The following is a 22,239-nucleotide window of genomic DNA, read 5'->3' as shown; positions in this document are numbered from 1 at the left end:
TCGCAGGCAAGCCAGCTCCCACATTGACTGTGCCCGCTCCAAATCGAGTGGGTCGTCAGATCCGCACGTTACCGCGCGGCCCGGCGATAGCCCAGATGATCAGGCCCAGCACTGGCAACAGCAGGATCAACAGGATCCACAGCACTTTGGCGCCGGTGCTGGCGCCGCTTTTGAACACGTTGATGATCGCCCAGATATCCAGCGCGAGGATGATCAGGCCAATCAGACTATTAAACGTGGAACCCATGGTGTCGCTCCTAAGTGAGGGCATGCACTTGTAGGATAGTCAGCCTTGGCGCGGGTTCCGTTTTATTTCAGACGTGTACGGCAATCTTCAAGGCTTCAAGCGAGGGCTCGGCCTTGATGCCGACTTCGGCACACAGTTCCAGCACTCGCGCCAGGTCGTTGCCGAACACCAGCACTGCCTGGATCTCGTCATCCAACAACTGGCTGAAGTTCATCAGCACATAACCGCCATCTTCCGGGCTCAGGGCGCTCATCTGGATCTGGATGCGGTTGAGCGCGGTCAGGTCTTCGGTCTTGGCCAGTTGCTTGGGCTTGAGGTTGAACGCCACGCCCGGACCGAACGACGCAACGATCTGGGCAAACAGGTCGCCATAGGTATCGGCCTGGAACAACACCGTGTCCGGCAGGCTACCGACCACCACCCACTCCCCCAGCGGGATCGGGAAACTGTCGTCGTAGTTGATATCCGGATTGGCCGCCAGGAACGCCGCCGGGGCCGCGTAGGCCTGGGCCGCTTCGTCGGCAATACGCGCTACTTCATCGTCCCCCATGACGCCGGCGCTGATTTTGCTGATGAGTTCGACGAGGGCGGTTTTCATGGGGCGGTCCTGTAACGGGCAAGTTTTGAAGGGCGCGTAGCCTACACCAGTTTCTGCAACTGCGCCGCCGTATCCACCGCGCCCATGGTCTGCGCCGCGGCCAGTGCCGTCGCGCCTTGTGCATCGGTGGCCTTGGGGTTTGCGCCTTTACCAAGCAGGTAATCAACCATGTCAACGCGGTTGAACATCGCCGCCATCATCAAGGCCGTACGCCCGTCCGAGGAGGCCGCGTCAATCGGCGTGCCGCCCTCGATCAACGCCTGGACCACCGGCAGATTGCCTTTGAACGCCGCGCCGGCAATCGGCAACTGGTTCTTGTCGTTGGCGATCAGGGGGTCGGCCTTGAACTCCAGCAGCACTTTGACCGCCTCGGCATGGCCGTGGTACGCCGCGAGCATCAACAAGGTGTCGCCATTGTGATTACGAAAGTTGGCCGGCAGGCCTTTCGCCAACAGTGCGGCAAGCATGGCGGCGTCGCCGCGCCGCGCGACGTCGAAGACTTGCTCGGCAAACTCGGCGGCTTCGTCTTCGGTCATTTGTTTAGGCTGATCTGACATGGGGGCTCCTTGCTGAGGCGACTGACATAACTGTTTAAGGCGCCCAGTGTCGCGATGGAGTTCCCCGGTGTCATGGCTTTTTTGTCAAAAGCCGCCATAGCCAGAATCAATAACGGAATTGGCCGCCCTGGATCTGCGCCAGCAATTGCCCGGTCACCGGCACATAGCTGTCCGAACCCGGCAACCAGGCGTAGACCGGGTCATTGCCAGCCTTGTCCGGGTCGAACCCTTGCTCCTTGAGCTTCACTTTCTGGTACTTGAACGTGCCGGTGGTTTCCATCTTCACCTTGATCCGCAAAAACAACGGCACCGCATAAGGGGGCAACTGGCCGTGGGCGAATTGCAGCAGTTCGCGCATGTCCAGGCTGGCCAGGGATTCGCTGGGGGTGATGGCGACCATGCCGGCGCGGCCGTTGGTGTTGTCGATCTGGACGCCATAGGCCACCACTTCAGCGATCTGCGGGTGTTTCAGCAGGACGTTTTCCACCTCGGTGGTCGAGACGTTTTCGCCCTTCCAGCGATAGGTATCCCCCAGGCGATCGACAAATTGCGCATGCCCGAAACCGATGCTGCGCACCAGGTCGCCGGTGTTGAAATAGCGGTCGCCTTTTTCGAATACGTCGGTCAGTACCACCTTGCGGTTCTTTTCCGGGTCGGTGTAACCGTCGAAGGGCGACTTATCATCAATGCGCGCCAATAACAGGCCCTGCCCGCCGGTGGGCACCTTGACCATGAACCCGTTGCTGCCGCGCAGCGGTTCACCAGTGTCATGGGCGTAGTCCACCAGCGCCCAATGCTGCAGGCAAAAGCCGATGGTGTTGTCAAAGTTCAGCACGTTGGTAAAGCCGATATTGCCGTCGCTGGCGGCATACAGTTCGCAGATATGCTCCACACCATAGCGCTGCTTGAACTGCGCCCACACACCGGGGCGCAGGCCGTTGCCGACCATCTTGGTCACCTGGTTATCACGGTCCTGCGCACTCGCGGGCTGGTCGAGCAGATAGCGGCACAGCTCACCGACATAGCCCAGGGTGGTCGCCTTGAACTTGCGTGCATCGTCCCAGAACTGGCTGGCGCTGAATTTGCGCCGAATGGCAAAGCCGGACGCACCGATAATCGCCGCCCCCCAGCACACGCACAGGCCGGTGGCGTGGTACAGCGGCAAGGTGCAATAGAGGACGTCCTGTGGCCCCATGTCCAGGGCGATACTGCCGAAGCTCACGGCGGTTTTGGTCCAGCGCCCGTGCTTCATGATGCCGGCCTTGGGCAAGCCGGTGGTGCCGGAGGTGTAGATATAGAAGCAGGGATCGTGGAAGAACACCTGCGCCGAACTTGCCGGGTTGTCCACCGGGCTTTCGGCACTGGCGGCCATCAGGTCGATGTAGCCGTCGGGCACCCTACTGTCGGGCTGATCGGCCACGAACCAGGTGCGCCCGGCAGGGATCTGAACTTGATCACGCACTGCTGCGTAAGGGCTCAGCAATTCGGCACCGACCACAATGGCAACCGGATTGACCAGGGTCAGGCTGTGTACCAGCGCCCCTTGAGTTTGCGCCGTATTGAGCATGGCGCAGATCCCGCCCAGCTTGGCCACGGCCAGCACGTTGAGCAGCAACTCGGGGCGATTCTCGATAAACAGCGCCACCACGTCACCCTTGCGGATGCCCTGGGCCTGCAAGTGATGGGCAATACGATTGGCGCACTGATTGGCGTCGCGGTAGCTGATCACGCTGTCCCCATACAGCAGGGCAGCACCGTCCGGGTTACGCAACGTGGCTTGTTCGAAATGCCAGCCCAGGCCGCAGGGTTGGCTGGGGTCGGTGACGTTGGCCGCACGCATGCCGCGCACCACCCGTGGTAGCGCCCGAACGATGGCAGGCACCTTACGCAGCATCATGCGCCAGGTGATCATGTCGATTTGCTGATGAGTCATGGCGGGACGTCCCTTTTCTTATTCTTGGTCTGGTCCAGGTACATCGACTGGTGTAGCGGAAAATACGTCAGCGGTTCTTTGGCTGTACACGCGGGATTTGAAAAGTTTTGTATCCCGTGGCGGCCGCCCGATGCCTATCCCCCTGACACTCCACCATTTAAATGTGGGAGCCGCCTTGCCTGCGATGACGGCCTGCCAGCCGACCGGGATTTTTCCTGGCAAAAGGCGGTCAGTATCATTACAGCCCTTCCCCTCCTGCCCGGAAAATCACCGGGCAGATAGCGCAAAATGCAGGATGCACGATGGCCCTTCATGCAAATTGCACGAAAATGAAAATCCTATAAACTTATAAGTAACTGATTTATAAGGATTTTCTAGAAAATCCAATACTGGCACAATCACTGCACCTATCACTCCATGCTTGCCAACTTGAGCCAATGGAGCTGATAGACATGAGCCTGATCCAAGATAAATTCGCTTCGGTATTCTCCAACTACGACGTCACCACCCAGCCACGTCCGGACGGCGGTATCCTGTTGACCCTGCGCAACAGCGAAGGTAAACAGGTCAAGCGCTCGATCTCTTATCAGCAGCTGCACACTGCCGACCAATTGACCTGGGTCATCAGCGCCATTCGCCGTGACTTGGCTGAACAAGCCAGCGAACTGCCGCAGATTTCGATGTTGCAAAGCCAGAACCGCTTTGCGCTGCCGACTTATCATTCGGCCTAAGCGACAGTATCCAGTCCTGAATAGGTTTACACCTGGTTCTTCCCGACGCCCGATGCATTGTATCGGGCGTTTTTATTCGGTCCCGCAGCCCTCTTAGTGGTCCCAAGTCTAGCCAAATGCCTCTTTGACCAAGCTGTCGAACATGCTGTAGGTCGACAGCGCTTCACGACGGTGATCTTCATCGCTGGCGTCCAGGGGTGTGACCCGCAAGGTCTGGATCTCGATGACATTGCTGGCTGCGTCATGCTGGTAGTGCAGGAGCACCGAGATACCATAGTTGTCGCCACACAGGCTGTAGCAGACATTCATATACTGCGGCTTGAGCAGCTCCAGGCCGTGCATCTGGCTATGGATGGCCAAGGCACAGACCCTGGCCTGGCATGTCGCAGCGAAGGCCGACTTGGGCAGTTTCTCGGCGTAGGCCGCGTCGCCGATCACATGCACATCCGGTACTAGCAGGGATTCCAGGGTTTGGGTGTTGACCGGACACCAGCCATGCTCTGCGGCCAGGCCGTTGTGCCGTGAAAAATCATCTGCCTGTTGGGGCGCAATGATATTGATCACATGGCCGCTGACCGGACCACCCTCGGTCAGCAACTGCCCCTTGGCTTCGTCGAAACCTAGCACGGTCCCCCCCTGCAAGGCGCCGACCCACTGGATGGTGGCCTGCTTACTCCCATAGCCATAGAAACGTTTCCAGGCCTGCTCGAATTGCGCCTGCTTGGCAAACCGCGGCTTGGCATCCAGGACGATCACCCGAGAATCGGGCTTGTGGGTCTTGAGATAATCGGCAATCAGGCTGGCCCTTTCATACGGCCCGGGTGGGCAGCGGTAATCGTCCACGGGTACCGAGATCAGCACATTGCCGCCGTTGGGCATGGCCTCCAGTTGCTGCCGGAGCAAGCGCAGTTGCTCGCCGCCGCCCCAGGCATGAGGTACACGACTGGACACCGCCTCGCTGTAACCGGCGATGCTGTCGTACTTGTAGCCAATACCCGTTGCCACTACGCAGCGGTCAAAGCCGAGCACCGAACCGTCCGCGAGCCTGATCTGCTTTCGTTTGGCATCGATCAAGCGCGCCTTCTGATGGACCACCTCGATGCCCTCGGCTCGTAACTGCTCGTAACCAAAGACCAGGGTTTCTTCGTCCCGCTTGCCCACCAGGTATTCAACCCCCAGCAGGCAGCAGTGATACTGCCGGCTGGGCTCGACCAGAGTGATGCCGACGTTGGCGTCCAGGCGCCTGAGAGTACGAGCGAAAGTTGCGCCGGCAAAACCACCGCCGATCACCACTACCGCATAAGAGTGGGCCGTCACGGCCACCGCAGGTCTGGCCAGGGCCTGGATCGAGGAAACGCCGATGCCCGTGGCCAGCCACCTGAGCAGCAGCCTGCGTTGTGGGTTCATCGACATAGAGCCCCCTGTGCGCAACCTTGTAGATACCCCAGAAGCTGCTGCAACTCCTCGCCTTTGAGGGCAGACATCGCACTGGTCATTTCCTCTGGCATCGTTCGTTGGCCTGTGACCATATCCTTCAGCACTCCTTGCATATACTGCGCATTCTGTCCTCTCACATACGGCGTATCTGCCTGCTCCTCATGGCAACTGGAACAGTATTGCGCGTACAGCCGCTCACCCTGTTTGTGTGCCTGGGACGAGGCCCCCCCCAGCGATTCTTTCGGCAGGCTGCTGTAATACTCGGCTAACTGCCTGAGCGTCTGGTCGTCGTACCCTTCCATCGCCCGGTTCATGATGGTGCCTTTGAGAGTGCCGTCGCGATAAGCCGCCAGGGTCTTGTACAGGTAGGCCTCGGGCTGGCCGGCCAGCGAAGGAATCGCCCCCGGCGTGCGCTGTCCCTCGAAACCGTGGCAATTGATACAACCGTTGCTCAACATGAAGAGCTCGCCACGACTGCCTGCTTGCAGACTGGGAACCGCGAAAAACACTAGGCCAATCAACAACGCCCCGATAACCACGCGCATAGCCTGGACTCTCTCTGCGTATCGGCCGCTGCATCGGCGGCCGAGTAATTCCTTCGACTACTCAGTGAGTACGTTGCTCATGTACACCTTGGTGTGACGCAGGTACTCCTTGGGAATGTGGTAACCGCCGTAGGCTTTCACATGGCCGTCGATATAGCCGCTCATGGCCTCGCGCGAAGCGAATATCCGCTTGGCTCGCTCGAAGGTCGCAGGGTCGCGGTAGATCATCAGGTGGATCAGCGGCTCGCCCAGTTCGGTGGGGATCAGGTTGATCACCTTGACCCCTTCCTTCGACTTACCCGCATAAGTCTGCATGTGCGCAGCCTGAGAGGTGACGAAGGTATGCAGGAACGCCTCTTCCTGACCCTTGGGCGGCTCGAAAATGATGGTCATTGCTTTGCTGGAGGAGGTGGCGGCCGAGGCTGGGGCTGTCGGGGCCTGAGTCTGAGCCCATGCATGGCTGCCAAAAAACCAGATAAGGCCGACTAGGCCAAGACGCGCTGTAAGATTGCTCACCGTTATCACCGTTATTGTTACCAATGGTTTTTTATGTCGAGCCAAGCATGTCCGGCGAGCGGACCTGGGATGGCTGACTCGAGGCTTTTGCTATTTGTGCAGCACGACTGAAATCATTTTTCCGTCCAAGTCCGCCGTGGGGTTGGCCGTATCCCTGGGCGCAACCTGCACGGAACTGATTTCCACGCGGCGATAGTGTTCGAACATCACACGCTGGTACTCCTGCGGCAGCAAGGTCCGGATGCAGAAAAGGGCGAGGCGCCCGCCATCATCGAGCAGCGACTGCGCGGCAAACTTAAGGAACCTGAGGTTTTCGTTGTCAACCGCCGCCATTTCATCGGCGAACGGATCGAAGAAAATCGCGGAATAACGCTGGCTGCTGGTGTCAAGCTGCTGCCAGTAGCCGGGGTGCAACTGAATGTTCTTACGTACGCCCTTCCAGCGCTCGGCCTGGAGCAGCACCTGTGGGTGGGGCTCGACAATGGTATGGGACGCCTGGCCGAACTCCTGCAGGATGCTGGCCGAGATACCCATACCGAAGCCGATTTCCAGTAGCCGGTCATCAGGCGTGAGCTTGAGGTCCTCGACCATCCTGCGGATCAGTGGCCTCTCCCACTCATGCATGACGTACTCGTTGCCGATGCGCAGTGAATCGCCGGTGTAGACCGCCTCTGTCGCCAGATAGTCCTTGCGTTGCGGGTCCATGAACACTCCTTTTCTCGTCAATCACGGGTAGGTACGGCGATCACTCCAACAGGCAGACGGCGTTACCGCACCAGTTTCAATTCGGGCCTGCCGACGAAGGCTTGCGCCGGCGTTACATTCGATTTCAGCAGCAGTGTCTGGAACCCGTCCTTGAACGGAACCCTGGCGAGGATCGCGATACTCAGCTCTTCGAGGTACAGCGAAAAGCCTTGGAGCATCTTCAATGGCAGACCGGCAAGTACGGCATATGCGATTTCGAGCAGTAACTGGTCGAGATAGATCACTAGGGTTCTTTCGCTGTACCGGTGCAGAATCGCTTCCAGTTCGATGGCAAATACATGGTAGAGAGTGTTGAGGCTCTGGCTACCGTAGCGACCAGCATAGGAATCGAACAACCAATCCATCTTGCGAGCCCCATAGACCTGCTGCGGATCGTAGAACTCCTGCTCGAAGACCAGGGTCTGGATCCCCAAGCTGCCAGCCAGCGACAGGACCGGGGCATAGCAGGTCGAGCACCCGGACAGAACTAGCAGGTCACCATGTGCGCACTGCAGCGTATGCAGGTGGTTTTGCAATAACTCCTCATCGAACTTCCTCGCACGGCGCATGAGAATCACGTTCATCTCATCGAACTCCTGAAGCCAGCCTCGCAGGCCGTCAATGCCTCGATATGCCGCGTACGGGTAGCGCCGACGATACAAGCGTCTACCTGCCGATGATGAAAGGCGTAGTGCAGCGCAGGCGCCAGCGGAATATCGCCGCCCGCCAGGCAATGCACGGCGTAGAGGCGGGATCGGGCCTTGATTTGGCGCAAGTAGCCGGCGTAGCTTGGGCATTGCATGTTCAGCAGGTTGACCGGCACCGCGGCGCCGGCGAACGATCGCTCTCTCAGCACCTGCAGGAAGCCGGCGCTGGGGTGGAACCCCAGGAGAATTCGCGAGGCAATCGCAATGGCCGCCTCCATCTGTTGCAGGATCGCTTCGAGCAGCGCGTATTGCTGTTGCGCAAGCAGAATGTCCAGCCAGTCGCCCCCTAGGGTCACTAGGCCCGGCTGGCAGTAGTGGATGATATCGAGGTCTTCGGCTATCTGTTGCGCATCGGCGGCGAAAGTATATCCAGGAGCCGTGTAGTAGTACTCCGGGTTGGCCTGGATCTGACGGACACTGACGCCCTGCCCCGTTGCCTGCTCGGTGACTCGCAGCAAAAACCGCGAATGATAGATATGCCGCGTTCGTGCGCCCCCAGCCAAGGCATTGCTGACAGCCTTGGCTGTGGACCAGTCGCCGCTGGCCAGGCCCAGTCCGGATTTGGCCAGAACCCTGCGCGCGATCTCCTCGACCTGTTGCGCCGAGTAAGGACTGCCGTAACGTTTAAGAAACCCCCGGTCGCCCAAGTACAGAATCGGCTCATCCATGAGTCTTTCCTCGCTCCGGGCAATCAACTACCAGCTCGCCGAGCTCTATGTCATTTTCCAGTCGGCAACGATGATCCACCAGCACCAGGGTGTTACCGCTACGCTCGGCGTAAAGGTGCAACGCTTGCACACGCTCGGCCAACTGCTCCGCGCGCAAAGCACTGAACGGCTCGTCCAGCAACAACAGATGATGGCGGTCCTCCGGCAACGCGCTCAGCCAAGTATCCAGCCAGCCGCTTGCCCCGGGTTCACCGCCGAGCAGCGCCAGGGAATTACTGTCCAGGTAATAGCAGGTTGATGTCATGGCCTTCACCATGCCCGCCTCTTCGATGATCACGTCGGTGATACCGGCCACGCCCTTGAGGTAATCGCTCTTGCCAGAACCGGAGTGCCCCGATAGCGAATACAACCGGCTCCGTTCCAGGCTCAGGGCACGATAGGCATGTTGAGCAATAAAGGGAGCAATGCTCAGGCTTTGCCCAGCAATCGCCACGACCACCGAGCTTTTGGGCCGGGCAAAATGCTGCAGACGCTCCACCGACACCGACTGCGACTTGAAACCTGTGACGGCCAAAAACACATTGGCCAGATCGGAACGCACCAGTAACAAAGCCGTGACCGCGAGCACAAAAGCCGAATCGCTGGGCCGGTAGAGCCAGCCCATCAGGACCACCAGAACAATCACTAGGTCGCTGAGCAAAGTGCAACTGGCTGCCGTGACGGTACGGGTGATAACACTGCGCATGCGAGTGGTGTAGAAATGCCTCACCCCCTCGACTATCGTCCCCCGCTGAGTGAGCGCTAGCCAATCTCCCATGCGTTCAAAACCCACGCCACCGGCCCGGGAAATAGAAAACGTCACATGGGCCGAGCGCAATAGGGAGTCAAATCCCTTAACGCTTTCCACCCGGGTCCGATATAGCTCGTTGATCGAAAGCCGGTACAACCCCGCCAGCAAGCCGCTGAACAGCAGCGCCACCGCGATGCCGAACAGGCCGAACCCCATCCACAAGGCCACGCCATTGCACAGCAATAGCGCGATAATCCAGGCAATGTCGTGGGCATACCAGGCAATACGTTCGAATGTCGTGGTGACGTCGCGAGAAACCACCTGCAGCGCATCGGCCAGGCCAGTGACCCGAATGTCTCGCAAGCCATCGGTGAACAAGCGGGAAAAGCGGCTGCGCAACAGATTCTCGATAAACAGCCCGGCAGCGATTCCTGCCCCTACCCCGACCACGGCATACAACACAACCTGCCAAGGCGAGAAGCCTGCCTCTGGTAGCGTCAGGTTGGCGGCATAACTCATCATCAGCGCCGGCACCATCAACATCAGCACACCCCAGCCACAATACTTGAACAGATCGCCGAGACTGAAGCGATCCAGTGCCCGGCAGTTAGCCGGCACCGTCGAAGCCGTCCGCTCACTAACCTGCACGGGTGAGCCTTTGCGCTGCGCTATCGCTCTTGCTGCCGATGGGCTGAAGCTTACCCAGGACAGGCACTCCAAGGCGTCTTTCACTGCCAGCGCGGCCGCAGCGTCCAACGCCGAGAGGTCGTGGTCGATATTCAGGGTTCCGTCCTGGGCACGGGCCAGAAACACCCCGCGCAGCAGTTGCAGGCGCAGGCGTTGTCCGGCAGAGAGATTGCTCCCGTCCAGCTCGATGGGCAGCTGCAGGACCTGCTGTGGGTTCGGCCCCAGCTCGGGTACCAGCCGGAAAGCGCCCAGCAACGCGTGCAGGTCCTCGCGCTGGCTCTCCAGCGGGCCAGGAATCAGTTCGACCAGCTTCGCAGGCCAGACCGGCCAGTCGGCATCGAACTCGATCACGCCCCGGGCCAGATCGGCGGCGGCGGGTCGCAGCACCGAATGCCTGGAGGAATTCTGATACAGACCATTGAGTGCTTCCAGAGAGCGGCCGATGGCCTTGTAACTCACATAGGATCGGGGCAGCGCTAGCACCGCCGCCAGCAACGGGATGCTCAGCCAGAAAATCGCCCCTTCCCAGACCGTGGCCGATTCCGAGGTGCCCAGCAGCCCCAGCAACACAAAGGGAATCAAGCGACCGAAACCGATGATGTAGCTGTCGGCACCACGCAATAGAGTATCCAGGTTGCGCAGGCAGCGTTCGCCCCCCAGTGTCCGCTCGATGCTCTGCAAGACCGTCCGGTCGGCGAACTGCTTGAGCCACGGGCCTTTACGCAACCATGCCGAACACCGTTCGATACGCTGCGCCGCCATATCCATGATCCGCTGGTAGTTGCGGTCTGAGAGCCAGGACAGCAGATAGGAAAGCGGCAGGAACACACCGATCACCGCAACCGCCCAGAAACCTGCCGTGCCAAAGACCAACAACGCCAGCAGGATTGAAAGCAGCAGGAAAACCGGAATAGCCAACAGGTTAACGCTAGCACCGATGCCATCGAGAATGACGCTGAAATCCCGCGAAACCACCCGCTCCAGCACCGACACATCTACACGGGGCTGCATCTTGCGCGCCAGAAGGCGCTCGAACTCGCGGCATAACGTCAGGGAGATGTAGCGTTCCAGATTGAGCTCGCTCACCATCAGCAAAAAACCGCTGATGGCCAAGAACGCCAGGAGCACGGTGTCCGTCAGTACAATATCGACGATGCCTTGGGCCGCCACCAGTGTGCTCAGCTTGTAGATGAACAACAGCGGCACGGCGTATTGCAACAACGACACCCATACATAAGCGCCGACCGCCCAGGGCGCAAGGCTGAAGGCCAAGCCGAAAAAGCCGTCGGCGAAAGCTCGCTCTTCGGAGCGAGCGAACGGCTGATAGCGTAATGTCGGCGTAAAACAGTACATCCACTTCACGACAGCGCCTCCTCGCAGTACACCCGACCAGGCTCCAGGGCCTGTACACGCAGCAGGCAGTCTTGGATTTTCTGCAGATCATAATAGTGGGCGGGAATCTTCCGGCACTCACAGTAACGGGCCACCCATTCCTCCAGACTCCACGAACTTACCGGCCCCACCCCCAGGAAGCGGCTCAAGGACAAGATGTCGAACCACACACTGCGCTGCAGGGAATGAGTCTCCAAGTCGAGGATGCGCACGCCATCCACGGTAACGAGCAGATGCTCCGACTTGCAGTCACCGACGCTGATGCATTGCAGGTCGAACGGCGGCAAACGGCAGCGCGACGACAGGCAGGGATCGAGAAACTCAGGGGTACTGCGGTGCCCCATGACCCGCTGGATATTCGCAAGGGCCGTGGCATGCATCGCCGCGTAGGCCGCGATCACTTCAGGCAGGTCGGCCGGACCGGGCAAACGCCCTTGAAGAGACTCCAGCACGAGTACCTGGTGCCGCGCATCCTGACAGCGCATGCCTGCGATCGGCCCCGAGCGGAACAGCAAGTATCCGCTGGCTTCGGCGGTATAGGCCGCCTCATCGAAATAACGTTTGATCACCACCTGCTCGCCCGAGGCCACGCACACGCCCGAGCAGACCAGGGACTTCACCGACTGGCCAAGTACCCGCAAAACCTGATAACGCTCGGCCAACAGCTCGGCAAGCGCCTGTCGCTGCTGCTGTACCTGAGCTGCGCCGAGGAGTTCGAGATGCACATGCTCAAAGGCTCTTTGCCGGCTCATGGCGCAGTCACCAGGGACAGCTCATAACTGCGCAAGGCACGTCCATAGTCCACTTGCTCGTTGTAATACTCGAGCCAGAACGCCAGTGGGCTGTCATAGCGATCGCAGACATACCACTGCGATGCCGACAGGTTGAGCAGCTCCCATATCTGCAACTCGCCGAGAACCAGCTTGCAGAAATCGCCATGGTCGACACGGATGCCGTAGGGATAACGCTTGATCGCCCCCTCGCCTTCGTCCGGCACCTCGATGAACTCGACCCTGGACACATCCAGCACCCACTGGTGACCGGCGCCGTCGTCCCGGATCAATTGCAGCACCGCACGGCACGGACTAACGGGGCGCCCCAGGTAGTTGCTCTGAGCCATCAGGACCTGGCCGTAGCGAGTAATCAGCCAGGTCCTGGCCATTTCGTCGAGATGGGCCTTGATCCGCTGTGTATCAAGAGAGACCGTCTGGCGTCGCCCTTTCGGTGGGCAGGGCCCTATCTGTTCCTCGGATGCGCAGATCCAGCCAGCCGGTTCGCCAGGCCGAGCCGGCGCCACGTCAAAGCTTTCGCCGGGTGTCAGTGAGTGCACCGCTCGCAACAAAGACAGTTCGCTACAGATCTGCGCAAGTTCGAGGTTCGACCAGGGGTGATGCGTCTTGCCAAAGGGATCGCGATATCCATTGCCCGCGAGGAGCAGGGTCGGCACCTGGTTCAGTCGGCGCATCGGTCTGTGTACGATTTCGTCCAGCAGACGCAAGCCGGACAGCCGGGTGTAGCGTTGGTCCGGCACCGGCAACAGGTTGTCCAGGCCAATCGGCCCTTGCGTCCCGCTGCACTGGAAATTATTGGTCATAACCATGACCTGGGGCCAGGCAACGGCTCCATTATTGACATCGGCAAAGTAGACGTCGGCGATTCGGGTGTCGGACTGGATGAACACCGCCTCGCGGCCCTGATGCTCGACATGCAGCGACGCTACCCGGCTGTCCCAGAACAGTACCTCGGTGAAGGGCATGTAGAAGCGCAGCCTCAGCGAGCCGATAACGAACTCTGCCTGAGTATCGACCCGCCGCACCTCGTAACCGCATGCACGGACAATCGCCTCGGCCGCGCCGGGAAACAGTTCCGGGACATAGACCACTTTGCGCTTGAGCAAATGCCCACAGTCCGACGACAGACGGCGCAAGGAGGGCGGGTGAAAGTGCTGCAGGTGCTCGGTGGTCAATACAATGCCATCCACCGCCGGCATACGCTGCAGATCGACGTTGCGCGCCGGGATTATCGCAAACTGCCGGTCAGCATCGGAACCGAAGCCACCACCCAGCACCGGGTCAATCAACACATGGCAATCACCAGCCTGCAGTGACCAGCTTTCGTGGCCGATCATCGTCAGTTGCATGGGCACACCTCAAGATTGCGCATGCTGCGCCAGATGATTTTCGCCAAGAGCTCAGGGCTGCCGTTCTCGCCGTAATAGCTGTAGAAGAACGGGATCAGGCCATCGAAGATGCCGGTCTCAAACCAGGACTGGACCGAAACGCCGACGATGTCCCAGACCTGCAGGTCCCCTTCGACCATGCCGATGAAGTCCACCAAGGGCAGGCATACTCCAAAGGGATACAGCCCCACCAGCGATTCGAGCTGGTTATGCGCCTCAGCCTCGAACTGGCCGCTGATCAGATTCAGTGCATAGCTGTCCTGACGCCCCAAGGCATGGGCGACAAAACTAAAAACGATTCTTTTCGGCCCGAGCTTGCACCCGTTGTAGTGAGACATCGCCAACACCTTGCGTCCGGTGATAAACAACATCAGGCTTTTCGCCAGGCGTTGCAGCTCGGCTTGCGCACGTCGCAGCAACTCTTCATACGCCTCGGCGTCCTGCACGTCCGGGCGTACCGATGCGACCACCTCGACGGTCTTGCGGGCATCGATGAACTGGTCCAGCTCCTCCATTAGCAAGTTGTGCTGCACCTTATCCACCTGAACCCAGTCGATAACCGCCTGCGGCCTGGGATCAGTGTCCAGGGCAAAGGCTTCGCCTGGCAGCAGGCCGACAATATTGGTGTCCAGGCTGAGCTGATTGGCCAAGCGGCTCAATGTCGGCTGATCGGAAAACGGGAAAGCGGCGAAACCGCCCAGGCGCTTGATGAACCCACCACCGCAAAGGGCGATGTTCTCGGGTTGCACCGGAAAATCGTCCATGTAGCCGGTCAGCACGGCGCTGAGCACACCAATCCCCAACGGACCGACTTTACGGTTGCTGTCACTTGCGTTCTTGCCCCAGTTTTCCAGGGACTGAAAGGCTCCTGGAGGCGATACCCTAGAGTTGTTCGAGACGATCACCAGCTTGGGCGGTACCAGTCGTCCTGCGACGATATCGGTCTTGAACACTTCGGACACCAGGGCATCCACAGCAATGAAGATGCCACCGCTCGACTGCTCGGCCTCCTCGATATGCACCTGGGTGACCCGGCTTTCCCAGAAGGCGGTCTTCGGATCCGCCGGGTAGAAGCGTAGGCTCAAGTCGCCGACCCGCATTTGATCGGTGTCGTTGACTTGCGTAAGGGTAAATCCGAGGTCACGGATGCATTGTTTGACCGGTTCAACAATGGTCGCCCCCACCACAAACTGGGCGGAACGTGGTAACAGATTCAGCGACTTGATATCGAAATGATCGGAATGTTCGTGACTGAGGAAAATCAGGTCTATATCGGAAAGTGCGGCGGCATCGACGGTACGCGGCGGATAGATCTCGATCCGGTACTCGTCGACCAGCCCGAAGTCTTCACATAACAGCGGGTCAATCAGGATCCTTGTACTTCCATGTTCCACTAGCCACGTTTGATGGCCGATAAAGATCGCCCTCATGTCCACCTCCCTGATCGACAACTGAATACTCAGTACCCAAAAAATGAAAAAGCAAGAAAGGACTTTCTTGCTTTTTCGGGGTCAGTTCAACGGTGGTACGCGCAGCTCGCAGCCTTGGTTTCGGAAACACGGGTCTTGGACTTCTTGATGGCATCGCTCAAGACCTGCAACTCTTCCTTGCTGAAGAATACTTTCTCGACGTCTTGATGATTGGGTGCGGTCGCACCTTCCTGGATCTTCTGGTTCATGGCTTGCTCCTTGTCTAAGTGTTTGCAGGTATGCCAAAAGGGTAATGGCACTTGCAAAAGCCGAGTCGCGGATAGGCAGCGACATGCCAACACTAGAACTCCGGTAGGGTGCACGCAATGGAAAATGGCCGGCAACAGCATCTTTGGGAAACGTCCGACAAGAAGGCGAGAACTCTAGTTTTTCGGCGCAAATACACATCGCAAAGCTTGTCTGAGTGCGTGAACAGAAGCAGAAGGGCTCTTGCATCAATGGGCGTCTTCGAGTTGAGCGAATTCAAACGCAAAAAAGGGCCGCGGCGCCATTGGCGTCGCACCCCTTTTTTGTGCCTTCAGCACAAGCCCTGGCGGACGGCCTCATTCTTTGCCTGTACACGGTTGGTGACATCCAACTTGCCGTAGATGTTGCGCAGATGAAATTTAACCGTGGCTTCAGAGGTGGCGCGAATCTGGCTGATTTCCCAGACGGTCTTGCCCTCGGAGGCCCATCGCAGGATTTCCAGCTCGGTGGAAGTCAGGGGCTTGCCGGACAAGCTCATGCGTTTTCTGATAGCCGTCGGCACGATAACCAACGGGCGATACGTCTCCTCGGGGCCACTCATTGTTCTCTCCTTATATCTGCTGATGCGCTGCCATCTTTCGGATTCCTCCCATTGACAGATGGCATAAACATTGACGCCGAACAGAGAGTTACATAAAGAGTGGAATCAAAGCGCACAGCACCGAACAAACAGCGTTGCCCTACAAATAATTAAGTTTCTTCCCACAGCAACTTCCAACTTGCCAGGGTTGAACATTCAGTTATCTATGCTTAGTCATCCAGCCTTGGAAAGCGGGCGGCAATCGCATCACCGGTCAAAGAGGGCACAACGCCTTGGGCCGTGTTGAACAAACGCAGTGTCACACAGTGCGGGTTTTCGCCGATGTCGAACCAGTGCGGTACACCGGCCGGGATGATCAGCAAGTCATTCTTCTCACAGCGCAAGCTGTACACATAGTCGCCTATGTGCAGCGTAAACAGCCCCTGGCCTGCGATGAAGAAACGCACTTCATCTTCACTGTAGGTACGTTCATCCAGGAACTGTGCGCGCAACTCGTCTTTCTGTGGATGGTCGTGGGTCACGCTGACCACTTCAACAGCGGCGTAGCCCAGAGCATCGATCTGCGCCTGGTACGCGGCGATCATCTGCGCCGCACTGGCGCCCTTTTCGATTGGGCTGGGCTGCCAGCGTTCGAACCGCACACCGTGCTCGGCCAGGGTCGACTGGATGTCGTCGGCATGGGTCAACACTTTGTTCGGGGTGTCCGGGGTGGCGATGGAGTAGACGGCTACATAGCTCATTGCACGGTTCCTTGGTTCGGCTCTTGCAATCGAAGGCCAATGATAATGGCGGCGGCCAGCGCCGCGAGGCTGGCGATACTGAACGTGAAGGTTGGCCCCAGCAGATTCCAGCTGTAACCGGAATACAGGGCGCCGAGCGCGCCGCCGGTGCCGGCCAGCGCGGCATATAGGGCCTGGCCCTGGCCTTGCTGGCGGTCACCGAAGCTGCGTTGCACAAAGGCAATCGCCGCCGCGTGGAAGCTGCCGAACGTGGCGGCGTGCATCAACTGCGCCACCAGCAGCAGCCAGAAAACCTCGGCAAATGAACCCAGCAGCCACCAGCGCAGCGCCGCCAGCAAGAAGCTGGCGAGCAGCACCCGGCGCACCGAAAAGCGCGCAAGAATACGGCTCATGGCCAGGAACATCAGCACTTCCGCCACCACCCCAAGCGCCCACAGCAGGCCGATCACGCCACGGCTGTAGCCCAAATGCTCCAGGTGCAGGGTGAGGAAGGTGTAATACGGGCCATGGCTCATTTGCATCAGCGCCACGCAGGCATAAAACGCCAGCACGCCTGGGCTGCCCAATTGCTTGAGAAAGCCATCGCCGGCCAGGCGGTTGCCGTGGCTGGCCGGCTGCGCGTTCGGTACCCACAGGCTGGCGCCGATGATGCCGGCCATGATTACCACGACCACCACCGGGTAAATATCCAGGCTCAGCCAATCGAACAGGCGCCCCATAACCACCACGGTGAGGATAAAACCAATGGAGCCCCACAGACGGATCTGGCTGTAGCGCGAGGTTTGCTTGTGCAGGTGGGTCAGGGTGATGACTTCAAACTGCGGCAGCACCGCGTGCCAGAAGAACGCGTGCAGGGCCATCACCAGCGCCAGCCAGGCGTAGGTTTTGCTGACAAAAATCAGGCAGAAGCTGGCCAGGGTGCACACCGCGCCGAAGCGCACAATGGCCAGGCGCCGGCCGGTGTAGTCGCCGATCCAGCCCCACAGGTTGGGGGCCACGCAGCGCATCAGCATGGGAATGGCCACCAGCTCGCCGATGCGCGCGCTGGAGAAACCGAGGTGATCGAAGTACAGCGCCAGGAACGGCGCGGTCGCCCCCAGCAGGGCGAAATAGAAGAGGTAGAAGCTGGAGAGGCGCCAGTATGGGAGCGGTGGGAGCATGTTATTGGGGCTGCTGCGCAGCCCAGCGCGAGCAAGCTCGCTGGCCACAACAAGCTCGCTCATTGCCCCAGGCGATCACAGTTGGCCCAGTATCGGGGTACTCACGCGCACATCGGCATTTTGCCCGCGGTTGCGCAGCAGATGGTCCATCAACACGATGGCCATCATGGCTTCGGCAATCGGTGTGGCACGGATGCCGACGCACGGGTCGTGGCGGCCCTTGGTGATCACGTCCACCGGGTTGCCGTGCACATCGATCGAACGGCCAGGCGTGGTAATGCTCGACGTGGCCTTGAGCGCCAGGTGCGCCACGATCGGCTGGCCGGAAGAAATACCGCCGAGGATGCCGCCCGCGTTGTTGCTGAGGAAACCTTCAGGGGTCATCTCATCGCGATGCTCGGTACCGCGCTGGGATACGCAGGCGAAGCCGGCGCCGATTTCCACGCCTTTCACCGCGTTGATGCTCATCAACGCATGGGCCAGTTCGGCGTCGAGGCGATCAAAGATCGGCTCACCCAGGCCCGGTTTCACGCCTTCGGCCACCACGGTGATCTTCGCGCCGACCGAGTCCTGGTCGCGGCGCAACTGGTCCATGTAGGCCTCCAGTTCCGGCACCTTGTCCGGGTCGGGGCAGAAGAAGGCGTTGTCTTCGACGCTGTCCCAAGTCTTGAACGGGATTTCAATCGGGCCCAACTGGCTCATGTAGCCACGGATGACGATGCCCTGGGTGGCCAGGTATTTCTTGGCGATGGCGCCAGCGGCCACGCGCATGGCGGTTTCACGCGCCGAGCTGCGGCCACCGCCACGGTAGTCGCGTTCGCCGTATTTGTGGTGGTAGGTGTAGTCGGCATGGGCCGGGCGGAACAGGTCCTTGATCGCCGAGTAGTCCTTGGACTTCTGGTCGGTGTTACGAATCAACAGGCCAATGGCGCAGCCCGTGGTGCGACCTTCGAACACTCCGGAGAGGATTTCGACTTCGTCCGGTTCCTGGCGCTGGGTGGTGTGGCGGCTGGTGCCGGGCTTGCGGCGGTCGAGGTCGCGCTGCAGGTCGTCCAGGCTCAGCTCCAGGCCTGGCGGGCAGCCGTCGACAATGGCGACCAACGCCGGGCCATGGCTTTCGCCCGCGGTGGTGACAGTGAACAGCTTGCCGAAGGTATTGCCGGACATGCAGGGCGCTCCGTGAAATCAGTTGAATCAAGTCAACCGTAATAACTTAAGACAGCCAGTATACGCAGGCTAACCGACTAGTTCATCCTCGAAACCTTACCGGTAGACGTTGGTCCAACCGGCACCTCTCCAATGATGGCGCTATGATGCTGCGAGTTCTGCTGTTCACCCTCACCCTGTTCACCGCCGTGGCCCAGGCCGCCTCCCCTGTTGTCTTGCAACGCCCGATCAGCCTGGACACCGGCAGCGGCCAACTCTTTGGCTCCCTGCTGTTGCCGCAATCGGATAAACCGGTGCCGGTGGTGCTGATCATCGCCGGCTCCGGCCCCACCGACCGTAACGGCAACAGCGCCGACGGCGCGCGCAATGACAGCCTCAAGCGCCTGGCCTGGGTACTGGCCCGGCATAACATCGCCAGCGTGCGCTACGACAAGCGCGGCGTGGCCGCGAGCCTGGCGGCCACGCCGGATGAACGCAACCTGACTTTGGAGGCGTATGTGGCCGACGCCGTGGCCTGGGGCAAATTACTCAAGGCCGACAAGCGCATGGGCCCGCTGATTGTGCTGGGCCACAGCGAGGGCGCGCTGGTCGCCGCCCTCGCCGCGCCGCAACTTGAACCGGCCGGGGTCATTTCCTTGTCTGGCAGCGCCCGCCCGGTGGACCAGGTGATCCGTCAGCAACTGGCCGATCACTTGCCCCCTGCCCTGCTGCTGCGCAGCAATGAAATACTCGATCACCTCAAGGCCGGCCAGGTGGACGCCGACGTGCCGCGCCCATTGGAGGGTATTTTCCGACCCAGCGTGCAGCCGTATCTGATCAGCCTGTTCCGCGCCGATCCGTCGGCCGCCTTTGCGCGCCTGGACATGCCGGCGCTGATCATTCAGGGCACCAACGATATCCAGGTTGGCGTAGGCGACGCCCGGCAACTGAAGCAGGCCAAGCCCGACGCGCAGTTGACGGTGATCGAAGGCATGAACCACGTGATGCGCATCGTGCCCAATAACGTGAAGCAGCAACTGGCCTCCTACAATGACCCGAAACTGCCGCTGGCTGCGGAGCTGGGCCAACGTATCGTCAGCTTTATCGAAGGACTTCAACCCCGTTAAGCGGCAATTGGCCTCCAGTCCTGGGAAAAACGGCCGATAAGTCCAGAGTCGACAGTAAAAAGATTGTCGGCTCGCAGGGCTTGGACAGGATCGCGCCGCATGACAACCACCGAAACAACACCCGAATCTACCGCCGAAACTACGGCCGCAACCGAAGCTGGCGCCGCAGCGGCCCTGCCGTGGGCCGACGTTCACGCCGAACATTTCAAGATGCTGCGCCTGGCCCCGCTGGCCACCGACCGCGCGACCGGCGCACGGCCGTTGCGCTTTGTGCAGTTCGGCTATGCCGAGCGCCATGATAAACACCACAGCCTGTTGCGCATGGTCATCCAGTTACCGGGCCAGCGAGTACGGCGCGAGCAGAACCACCTGGATATCTGGGTCGATCACGATAAACACCGCGTGCATTTCGGGCCCGGCAACAGCCTGGAAATCGAGCCGGCTAACCGCGGTATCGGGCGCTTCCTGGTGGCCCAAGGCGCCGCCTGGGCGAAGAAGAAGTGGTCACACTACCGCGTCGACGGCGTGGACCTGGCCAACAAGGACGCCCTCAACGAAGCCACGCGCCTGCGCCGCGATCACTTCCTGCGTATCCAGGGTTTCGATGTGGCCTACGCCGATGTGCAGCACCTCAAGGGCAATGTGCAACCCGGCAAGGTCAGCGACGTGCTGGACAGTTGGAACACCGAGAAAGTGCAGTTCGTGGAGATCCTGGAAGCCGCGCAGATGCTGCAACAGGCAGAGCAGAACCTGGCGGAGCAGGAAGTGAAGCTGCGCAAGGAAGAGGAAAAAGTCACCAAGTTCAAGCGTGAAGACAGCGGGCTGCGCTTTACCATCACCTGTCTGGTGGCGTTTACGGTGTTTCAGGCGGGGTTGTTGATCTGGATTGCCACACACCGCTGATAGATTGAAATGCAATCAAAATGTGGGAGCTGGCTTGCCTGCGATAGCGATGTATCAGTAGCACAAGTGCAAGCTGACCCACCGCTATCGCAGGCAAGCCAGCTCCCACATTGACCGAGTTTCTGCAGTTATATCCGGGCAGCGAAAACGGCCTGGTGTTGGCGGCACTGCTCAGCCGTCAACATAAACACCCCATGCCCACCGCGCTTGAAGTCCAGCCAGGCGAAATCCACTTCCGGGTACAGCGCCTCGACATGCACCTGGCTGTTGCCCACTTCGACAATCAGCAGGCCCTTCTCGGTGAGGTGGTCCGCAGCTTCAGCCAGCATCCGGCGTACCAGGTTCAGGCCGTCGTCGCCGCAGGCCAGGCCCAGTTCCGGTTCGTGCTGGTATTCATCGGGCATGTCGGCGAAATCTTCGGCATCCACGTAGGGCGGGTTCGACACGATGAGGTCGAAACGCTGGCCGGGTAGCCCGTCAAAACCATCGCCCTGCACGGTGTAGACCCGCTCGTCGACGCCATGGCGCTCAATGTTCTGGTTCGCCACTTCCAGGGCTTCGAAGGACAAGTCTCCCAGCACCACTTCGGCCTCGGGGAATTCATAGGCACAGGCGATGCCGATGCAACCGGAGCCGGTGCACAGGTCGAGGATGCGTGCCGGCGGCTGGGCCAGCCAGGGTTCGAAGCGGTCTTCAATCAGCTCGCCTATGGGTGAACGCGGGATCAATACGCGCTCATCGACGATAAACGACATGCCGCAAAACCAGGCCTCCTTCAACAGGTAGGCCGTTGGCACTCGCTCATGGATACGGCGATGCAGCAAGCGCTGCACGTGGGAGATTTCCTCTTCTTCCAGGTTGCAATCCAAATAGCTGTCGGCGATTTCCCACGGCAGGTGCAAGGCGCCCAGTACCAATTGCCGGGCTTCGTCCCAGGCATTGTCGGTGCCATGGCCAAAAAACAGGTCTTCCCCATGGAAACGGCTGACAGCCCAACGGATGTGGTCGCGCAAGGTGCGCAGGCGAGAAGTGATCACGGGGGCAAGCTCCTGGAAAAAACGACTGGCGATTCTAACAGCCTTCACCTGTACCGACGATGTACGAAAAACCTGGCGCCGTACGTCGGATTTCATCGAATCTGCCCGCATTGTGTTA

Annotated in this window: 23 protein-coding genes; 3 read left to right on the top strand and 20 right to left on the bottom strand. The window is 59.8% G+C overall.

The genetic code is table 11. From position 1 onward, the window contains the following. Positions 1-55 precede the first annotated feature (55 nt). From ACTJLA_RS13840 to ACTJLA_RS13825, 4 genes are all read right to left on the bottom strand, one after another. Complete coding sequence (locus tag ACTJLA_RS13840; RefSeq protein ID WP_003192770.1) at positions 56-247, bottom strand: PLDc N-terminal domain-containing protein; 192 nt, start codon at positions 245-247, stop codon at positions 56-58. 67 nt (positions 248-314) lie between these two features. After that, positions 315-845, bottom strand: coding sequence for a hypothetical protein (locus tag ACTJLA_RS13835; protein WP_252949810.1), 531 nt, complete (start codon positions 843-845; stop codon positions 315-317). A gap of 41 nt (positions 846-886) precedes the next feature. After that, a complete protein-coding gene (locus ACTJLA_RS13830) occupies positions 887-1,402 on the bottom strand; it encodes an ankyrin repeat domain-containing protein (RefSeq protein ID WP_014719271.1) in 516 nt (171 codons plus the stop codon). A gap of 106 nt (positions 1,403-1,508) precedes the next feature. Next, positions 1,509-3,335, bottom strand: coding sequence for a long-chain-acyl-CoA synthetase (locus ACTJLA_RS13825; RefSeq protein WP_314549806.1), 1,827 nt, complete (start codon positions 3,333-3,335; stop codon positions 1,509-1,511). Between the two features lie 452 nt (positions 3,336-3,787). On the opposite strand from ACTJLA_RS13825, the gene ACTJLA_RS13820 reads away from it, so the two are divergent. Continuing rightward, the gene (locus ACTJLA_RS13820; protein ID WP_003172952.1) at positions 3,788-4,066 is read left to right on the top strand and encodes a DUF3509 domain-containing protein; all 279 of its coding nucleotides are present in this window, start codon (positions 3,788-3,790) and stop codon (positions 4,064-4,066) included. Between the two features lie 108 nt (positions 4,067-4,174). Here the strand turns inward: ACTJLA_RS13820 and ACTJLA_RS13815 are convergent, their stop codons facing one another. The 15 genes from ACTJLA_RS13815 to aroC all read right to left on the bottom strand — a co-directional run bounded on the left by ACTJLA_RS13815 (position 4,175) and on the right by aroC (position 19,075). Beyond that, positions 4,175-5,479: an FAD-dependent oxidoreductase gene (locus tag ACTJLA_RS13815; protein WP_072448010.1), complete on the bottom strand. Its 1,305-nt coding sequence runs from the start codon at positions 5,477-5,479 to the stop codon at positions 4,175-4,177. Continuing rightward, positions 5,470-6,048: a c-type cytochrome gene (locus tag ACTJLA_RS13810; RefSeq protein ID WP_072448011.1), complete on the bottom strand. Its 579-nt coding sequence runs from the start codon at positions 6,046-6,048 to the stop codon at positions 5,470-5,472. The genes ACTJLA_RS13815 and ACTJLA_RS13810 overlap by 10 nt, the downstream gene beginning before the upstream one ends. Positions 6,049-6,105: 57 nt before the next feature. Then, positions 6,106-6,441, bottom strand: coding sequence for a hypothetical protein (locus ACTJLA_RS13805; protein WP_054920475.1), 336 nt, complete (start codon positions 6,439-6,441; stop codon positions 6,106-6,108). A 213-nt stretch (positions 6,442-6,654) separates the two neighbouring features. After that, positions 6,655-7,269 carry a class I SAM-dependent methyltransferase gene (locus ACTJLA_RS13800; protein ID WP_314549800.1) on the bottom strand — a complete coding sequence of 205 codons (615 nt, stop codon included), beginning with the start codon at positions 7,267-7,269 and terminating at the stop codon, positions 6,655-6,657. A 62-nt stretch (positions 7,270-7,331) separates the two neighbouring features. Next, positions 7,332-7,892 carry a hypothetical protein gene (locus ACTJLA_RS13795; protein WP_054920470.1) on the bottom strand — a complete coding sequence of 187 codons (561 nt, stop codon included), beginning with the start codon at positions 7,890-7,892 and terminating at the stop codon, positions 7,332-7,334. Further along, complete coding sequence (locus tag ACTJLA_RS13790) at positions 7,889-8,683, bottom strand: hypothetical protein (protein ID WP_054920468.1); 795 nt, start codon at positions 8,681-8,683, stop codon at positions 7,889-7,891. Before ACTJLA_RS13790 ends, ACTJLA_RS13795 begins: the two co-directional genes overlap by 4 nt. Beyond that, entirely contained in the window at positions 8,676-11,522 is a 2,847-nt protein-coding gene (locus tag ACTJLA_RS13785) for an ATP-binding cassette domain-containing protein (RefSeq protein WP_072448016.1), read from the bottom strand. The genes ACTJLA_RS13790 and ACTJLA_RS13785 overlap by 8 nt, the downstream gene beginning before the upstream one ends. Further along, positions 11,519-12,304 (bottom strand): hypothetical protein, encoded by a 786-nt coding sequence (locus ACTJLA_RS13780; protein WP_054920461.1) that lies wholly within the window; start codon positions 12,302-12,304, stop codon positions 11,519-11,521. The genes ACTJLA_RS13785 and ACTJLA_RS13780 overlap by 4 nt, the downstream gene beginning before the upstream one ends. Continuing rightward, on the bottom strand, positions 12,301-13,692 hold the full coding sequence (locus ACTJLA_RS13775; protein WP_054920459.1) for an MBL fold metallo-hydrolase: 1,392 nt from the start codon (positions 13,690-13,692) through the stop codon (positions 12,301-12,303). Before ACTJLA_RS13775 ends, ACTJLA_RS13780 begins: the two co-directional genes overlap by 4 nt. Beyond that, positions 13,683-15,161 carry an MBL fold metallo-hydrolase gene (locus ACTJLA_RS13770; protein ID WP_181125047.1) on the bottom strand — a complete coding sequence of 493 codons (1,479 nt, stop codon included), beginning with the start codon at positions 15,159-15,161 and terminating at the stop codon, positions 13,683-13,685. The genes ACTJLA_RS13775 and ACTJLA_RS13770 overlap by 10 nt, the downstream gene beginning before the upstream one ends. Positions 15,162-15,247: 86 nt before the next feature. Continuing rightward, the gene (locus tag ACTJLA_RS13765; protein WP_156359065.1) at positions 15,248-15,409 is read right to left on the bottom strand and encodes a hypothetical protein; all 162 of its coding nucleotides are present in this window, start codon (positions 15,407-15,409) and stop codon (positions 15,248-15,250) included. 329 nt (positions 15,410-15,738) lie between these two features. Then, positions 15,739-16,008, bottom strand: a complete 270-nt coding sequence (locus ACTJLA_RS13760) for a response regulator transcription factor (RefSeq protein WP_034126146.1) — start codon at positions 16,006-16,008, stop codon at positions 15,739-15,741. Positions 16,009-16,217: 209 nt separating this feature from the next. Next, on the bottom strand, positions 16,218-16,748 hold the full coding sequence (locus ACTJLA_RS13755; protein WP_057977005.1) for a 1,2-dihydroxy-3-keto-5-methylthiopentene dioxygenase: 531 nt from the start codon (positions 16,746-16,748) through the stop codon (positions 16,218-16,220). Beyond that, a complete protein-coding gene (locus ACTJLA_RS13750; RefSeq protein ID WP_314549781.1) occupies positions 16,745-17,908 on the bottom strand; it encodes an MFS transporter in 1,164 nt (387 codons plus the stop codon). The genes ACTJLA_RS13755 and ACTJLA_RS13750 overlap by 4 nt, the downstream gene beginning before the upstream one ends. A gap of 75 nt (positions 17,909-17,983) precedes the next feature. Further along, positions 17,984-19,075: a chorismate synthase gene (gene aroC / locus ACTJLA_RS13745; RefSeq protein ID WP_003192786.1), complete on the bottom strand. Its 1,092-nt coding sequence runs from the start codon at positions 19,073-19,075 to the stop codon at positions 17,984-17,986. A gap of 143 nt (positions 19,076-19,218) precedes the next feature. On the opposite strand from aroC, the gene ACTJLA_RS13740 reads away from it, so the two are divergent. Further along, entirely contained in the window at positions 19,219-20,181 is a 963-nt protein-coding gene (locus ACTJLA_RS13740; RefSeq protein ID WP_019818577.1) for an alpha/beta hydrolase, read from the top strand. Between the two features lie 99 nt (positions 20,182-20,280). Next, positions 20,281-21,084, top strand: coding sequence for a hypothetical protein (locus tag ACTJLA_RS13735; protein ID WP_034126144.1), 804 nt, complete (start codon positions 20,281-20,283; stop codon positions 21,082-21,084). Positions 21,085-21,212: 128 nt separating this feature from the next. Here the strand turns inward: ACTJLA_RS13735 and prmB are convergent, their stop codons facing one another. Next, on the bottom strand, positions 21,213-22,121 hold the full coding sequence (prmB, locus tag ACTJLA_RS13730; RefSeq protein ID WP_034126143.1) for a 50S ribosomal protein L3 N(5)-glutamine methyltransferase: 909 nt from the start codon (positions 22,119-22,121) through the stop codon (positions 21,213-21,215). Between the last annotated feature and the right edge of the window lie 118 nt (positions 22,122-22,239).

It is taken from the genome of Pseudomonas sp. 22072 (assembly GCF_052046095.1).
Classification (GTDB): domain Bacteria; phylum Pseudomonadota; class Gammaproteobacteria; order Pseudomonadales; family Pseudomonadaceae; genus Aquipseudomonas; species Aquipseudomonas paracarnis.
The sequence above is the reverse complement of the archived record's forward strand: the minus strand, read 5'-3'. Positions and strand labels throughout refer to the sequence as shown.

Bases quoted from the DNA above. Each gene is read 5' to 3' on its own strand.
- ACTJLA_RS13840 (WP_003192770.1), bottom strand. From the start codon at position 247: ATGGGTTCCACGTTTAATAGTCTGATTGGCCTGATCATCCTCGCGCTG.
- ACTJLA_RS13835 (WP_252949810.1), bottom strand. From the start codon at position 845: ATGAAAACCGCCCTCGTCGAACTCATCAGCAAAATCAGCGCCGGCGTC.
- ACTJLA_RS13830 (WP_014719271.1), bottom strand. From the start codon at position 1,402: ATGTCAGATCAGCCTAAACAAATGACCGAAGACGAAGCCGCCGAGTTT.
- ACTJLA_RS13825 (WP_314549806.1), bottom strand. From the start codon at position 3,335: ATGACTCATCAGCAAATCGACATGATCACCTGGCGCATGATGCTGCGT.
- ACTJLA_RS13820 (WP_003172952.1), top strand. From the start codon at position 3,788: ATGAGCCTGATCCAAGATAAATTCGCTTCGGTATTCTCCAACTACGAC.
- ACTJLA_RS13815 (WP_072448010.1), bottom strand. From the start codon at position 5,479: ATGTCGATGAACCCACAACGCAGGCTGCTGCTCAGGTGGCTGGCCACG.
- ACTJLA_RS13810 (WP_072448011.1), bottom strand. From the start codon at position 6,048: ATGCGCGTGGTTATCGGGGCGTTGTTGATTGGCCTAGTGTTTTTCGCG.
- ACTJLA_RS13805 (WP_054920475.1), bottom strand. From the start codon at position 6,441: ATGACCATCATTTTCGAGCCGCCCAAGGGTCAGGAAGAGGCGTTCCTG.
- ACTJLA_RS13800 (WP_314549800.1), bottom strand. From the start codon at position 7,269: ATGGACCCGCAACGCAAGGACTATCTGGCGACAGAGGCGGTCTACACC.
- ACTJLA_RS13795 (WP_054920470.1), bottom strand. From the start codon at position 7,892: ATGAACGTGATTCTCATGCGCCGTGCGAGGAAGTTCGATGAGGAGTTA.
- ACTJLA_RS13790 (WP_054920468.1), bottom strand. From the start codon at position 8,683: ATGGATGAGCCGATTCTGTACTTGGGCGACCGGGGGTTTCTTAAACGT.
- ACTJLA_RS13780 (WP_054920461.1), bottom strand. From the start codon at position 12,304: ATGAGCCGGCAAAGAGCCTTTGAGCATGTGCATCTCGAACTCCTCGGC.
- ACTJLA_RS13775 (WP_054920459.1), bottom strand. From the start codon at position 13,692: ATGCAACTGACGATGATCGGCCACGAAAGCTGGTCACTGCAGGCTGGT.
- ACTJLA_RS13770 (WP_181125047.1), bottom strand. From the start codon at position 15,161: ATGAGGGCGATCTTTATCGGCCATCAAACGTGGCTAGTGGAACATGGA.
- ACTJLA_RS13765 (WP_156359065.1), bottom strand. From the start codon at position 15,409: ATGAACCAGAAGATCCAGGAAGGTGCGACCGCACCCAATCATCAAGAC.
- ACTJLA_RS13760 (WP_034126146.1), bottom strand. From the start codon at position 16,008: ATGAGTGGCCCCGAGGAGACGTATCGCCCGTTGGTTATCGTGCCGACG.
- ACTJLA_RS13755 (WP_057977005.1), bottom strand. From the start codon at position 16,748: ATGAGCTATGTAGCCGTCTACTCCATCGCCACCCCGGACACCCCGAAC.
- ACTJLA_RS13750 (WP_314549781.1), bottom strand. From the start codon at position 17,908: ATGCTCCCACCGCTCCCATACTGGCGCCTCTCCAGCTTCTACCTCTTC.
- aroC (WP_003192786.1), bottom strand. From the start codon at position 19,075: ATGTCCGGCAATACCTTCGGCAAGCTGTTCACTGTCACCACCGCGGGC.
- ACTJLA_RS13740 (WP_019818577.1), top strand. From the start codon at position 19,219: ATGATGCTGCGAGTTCTGCTGTTCACCCTCACCCTGTTCACCGCCGTG.
- ACTJLA_RS13735 (WP_034126144.1), top strand. From the start codon at position 20,281: ATGACAACCACCGAAACAACACCCGAATCTACCGCCGAAACTACGGCC.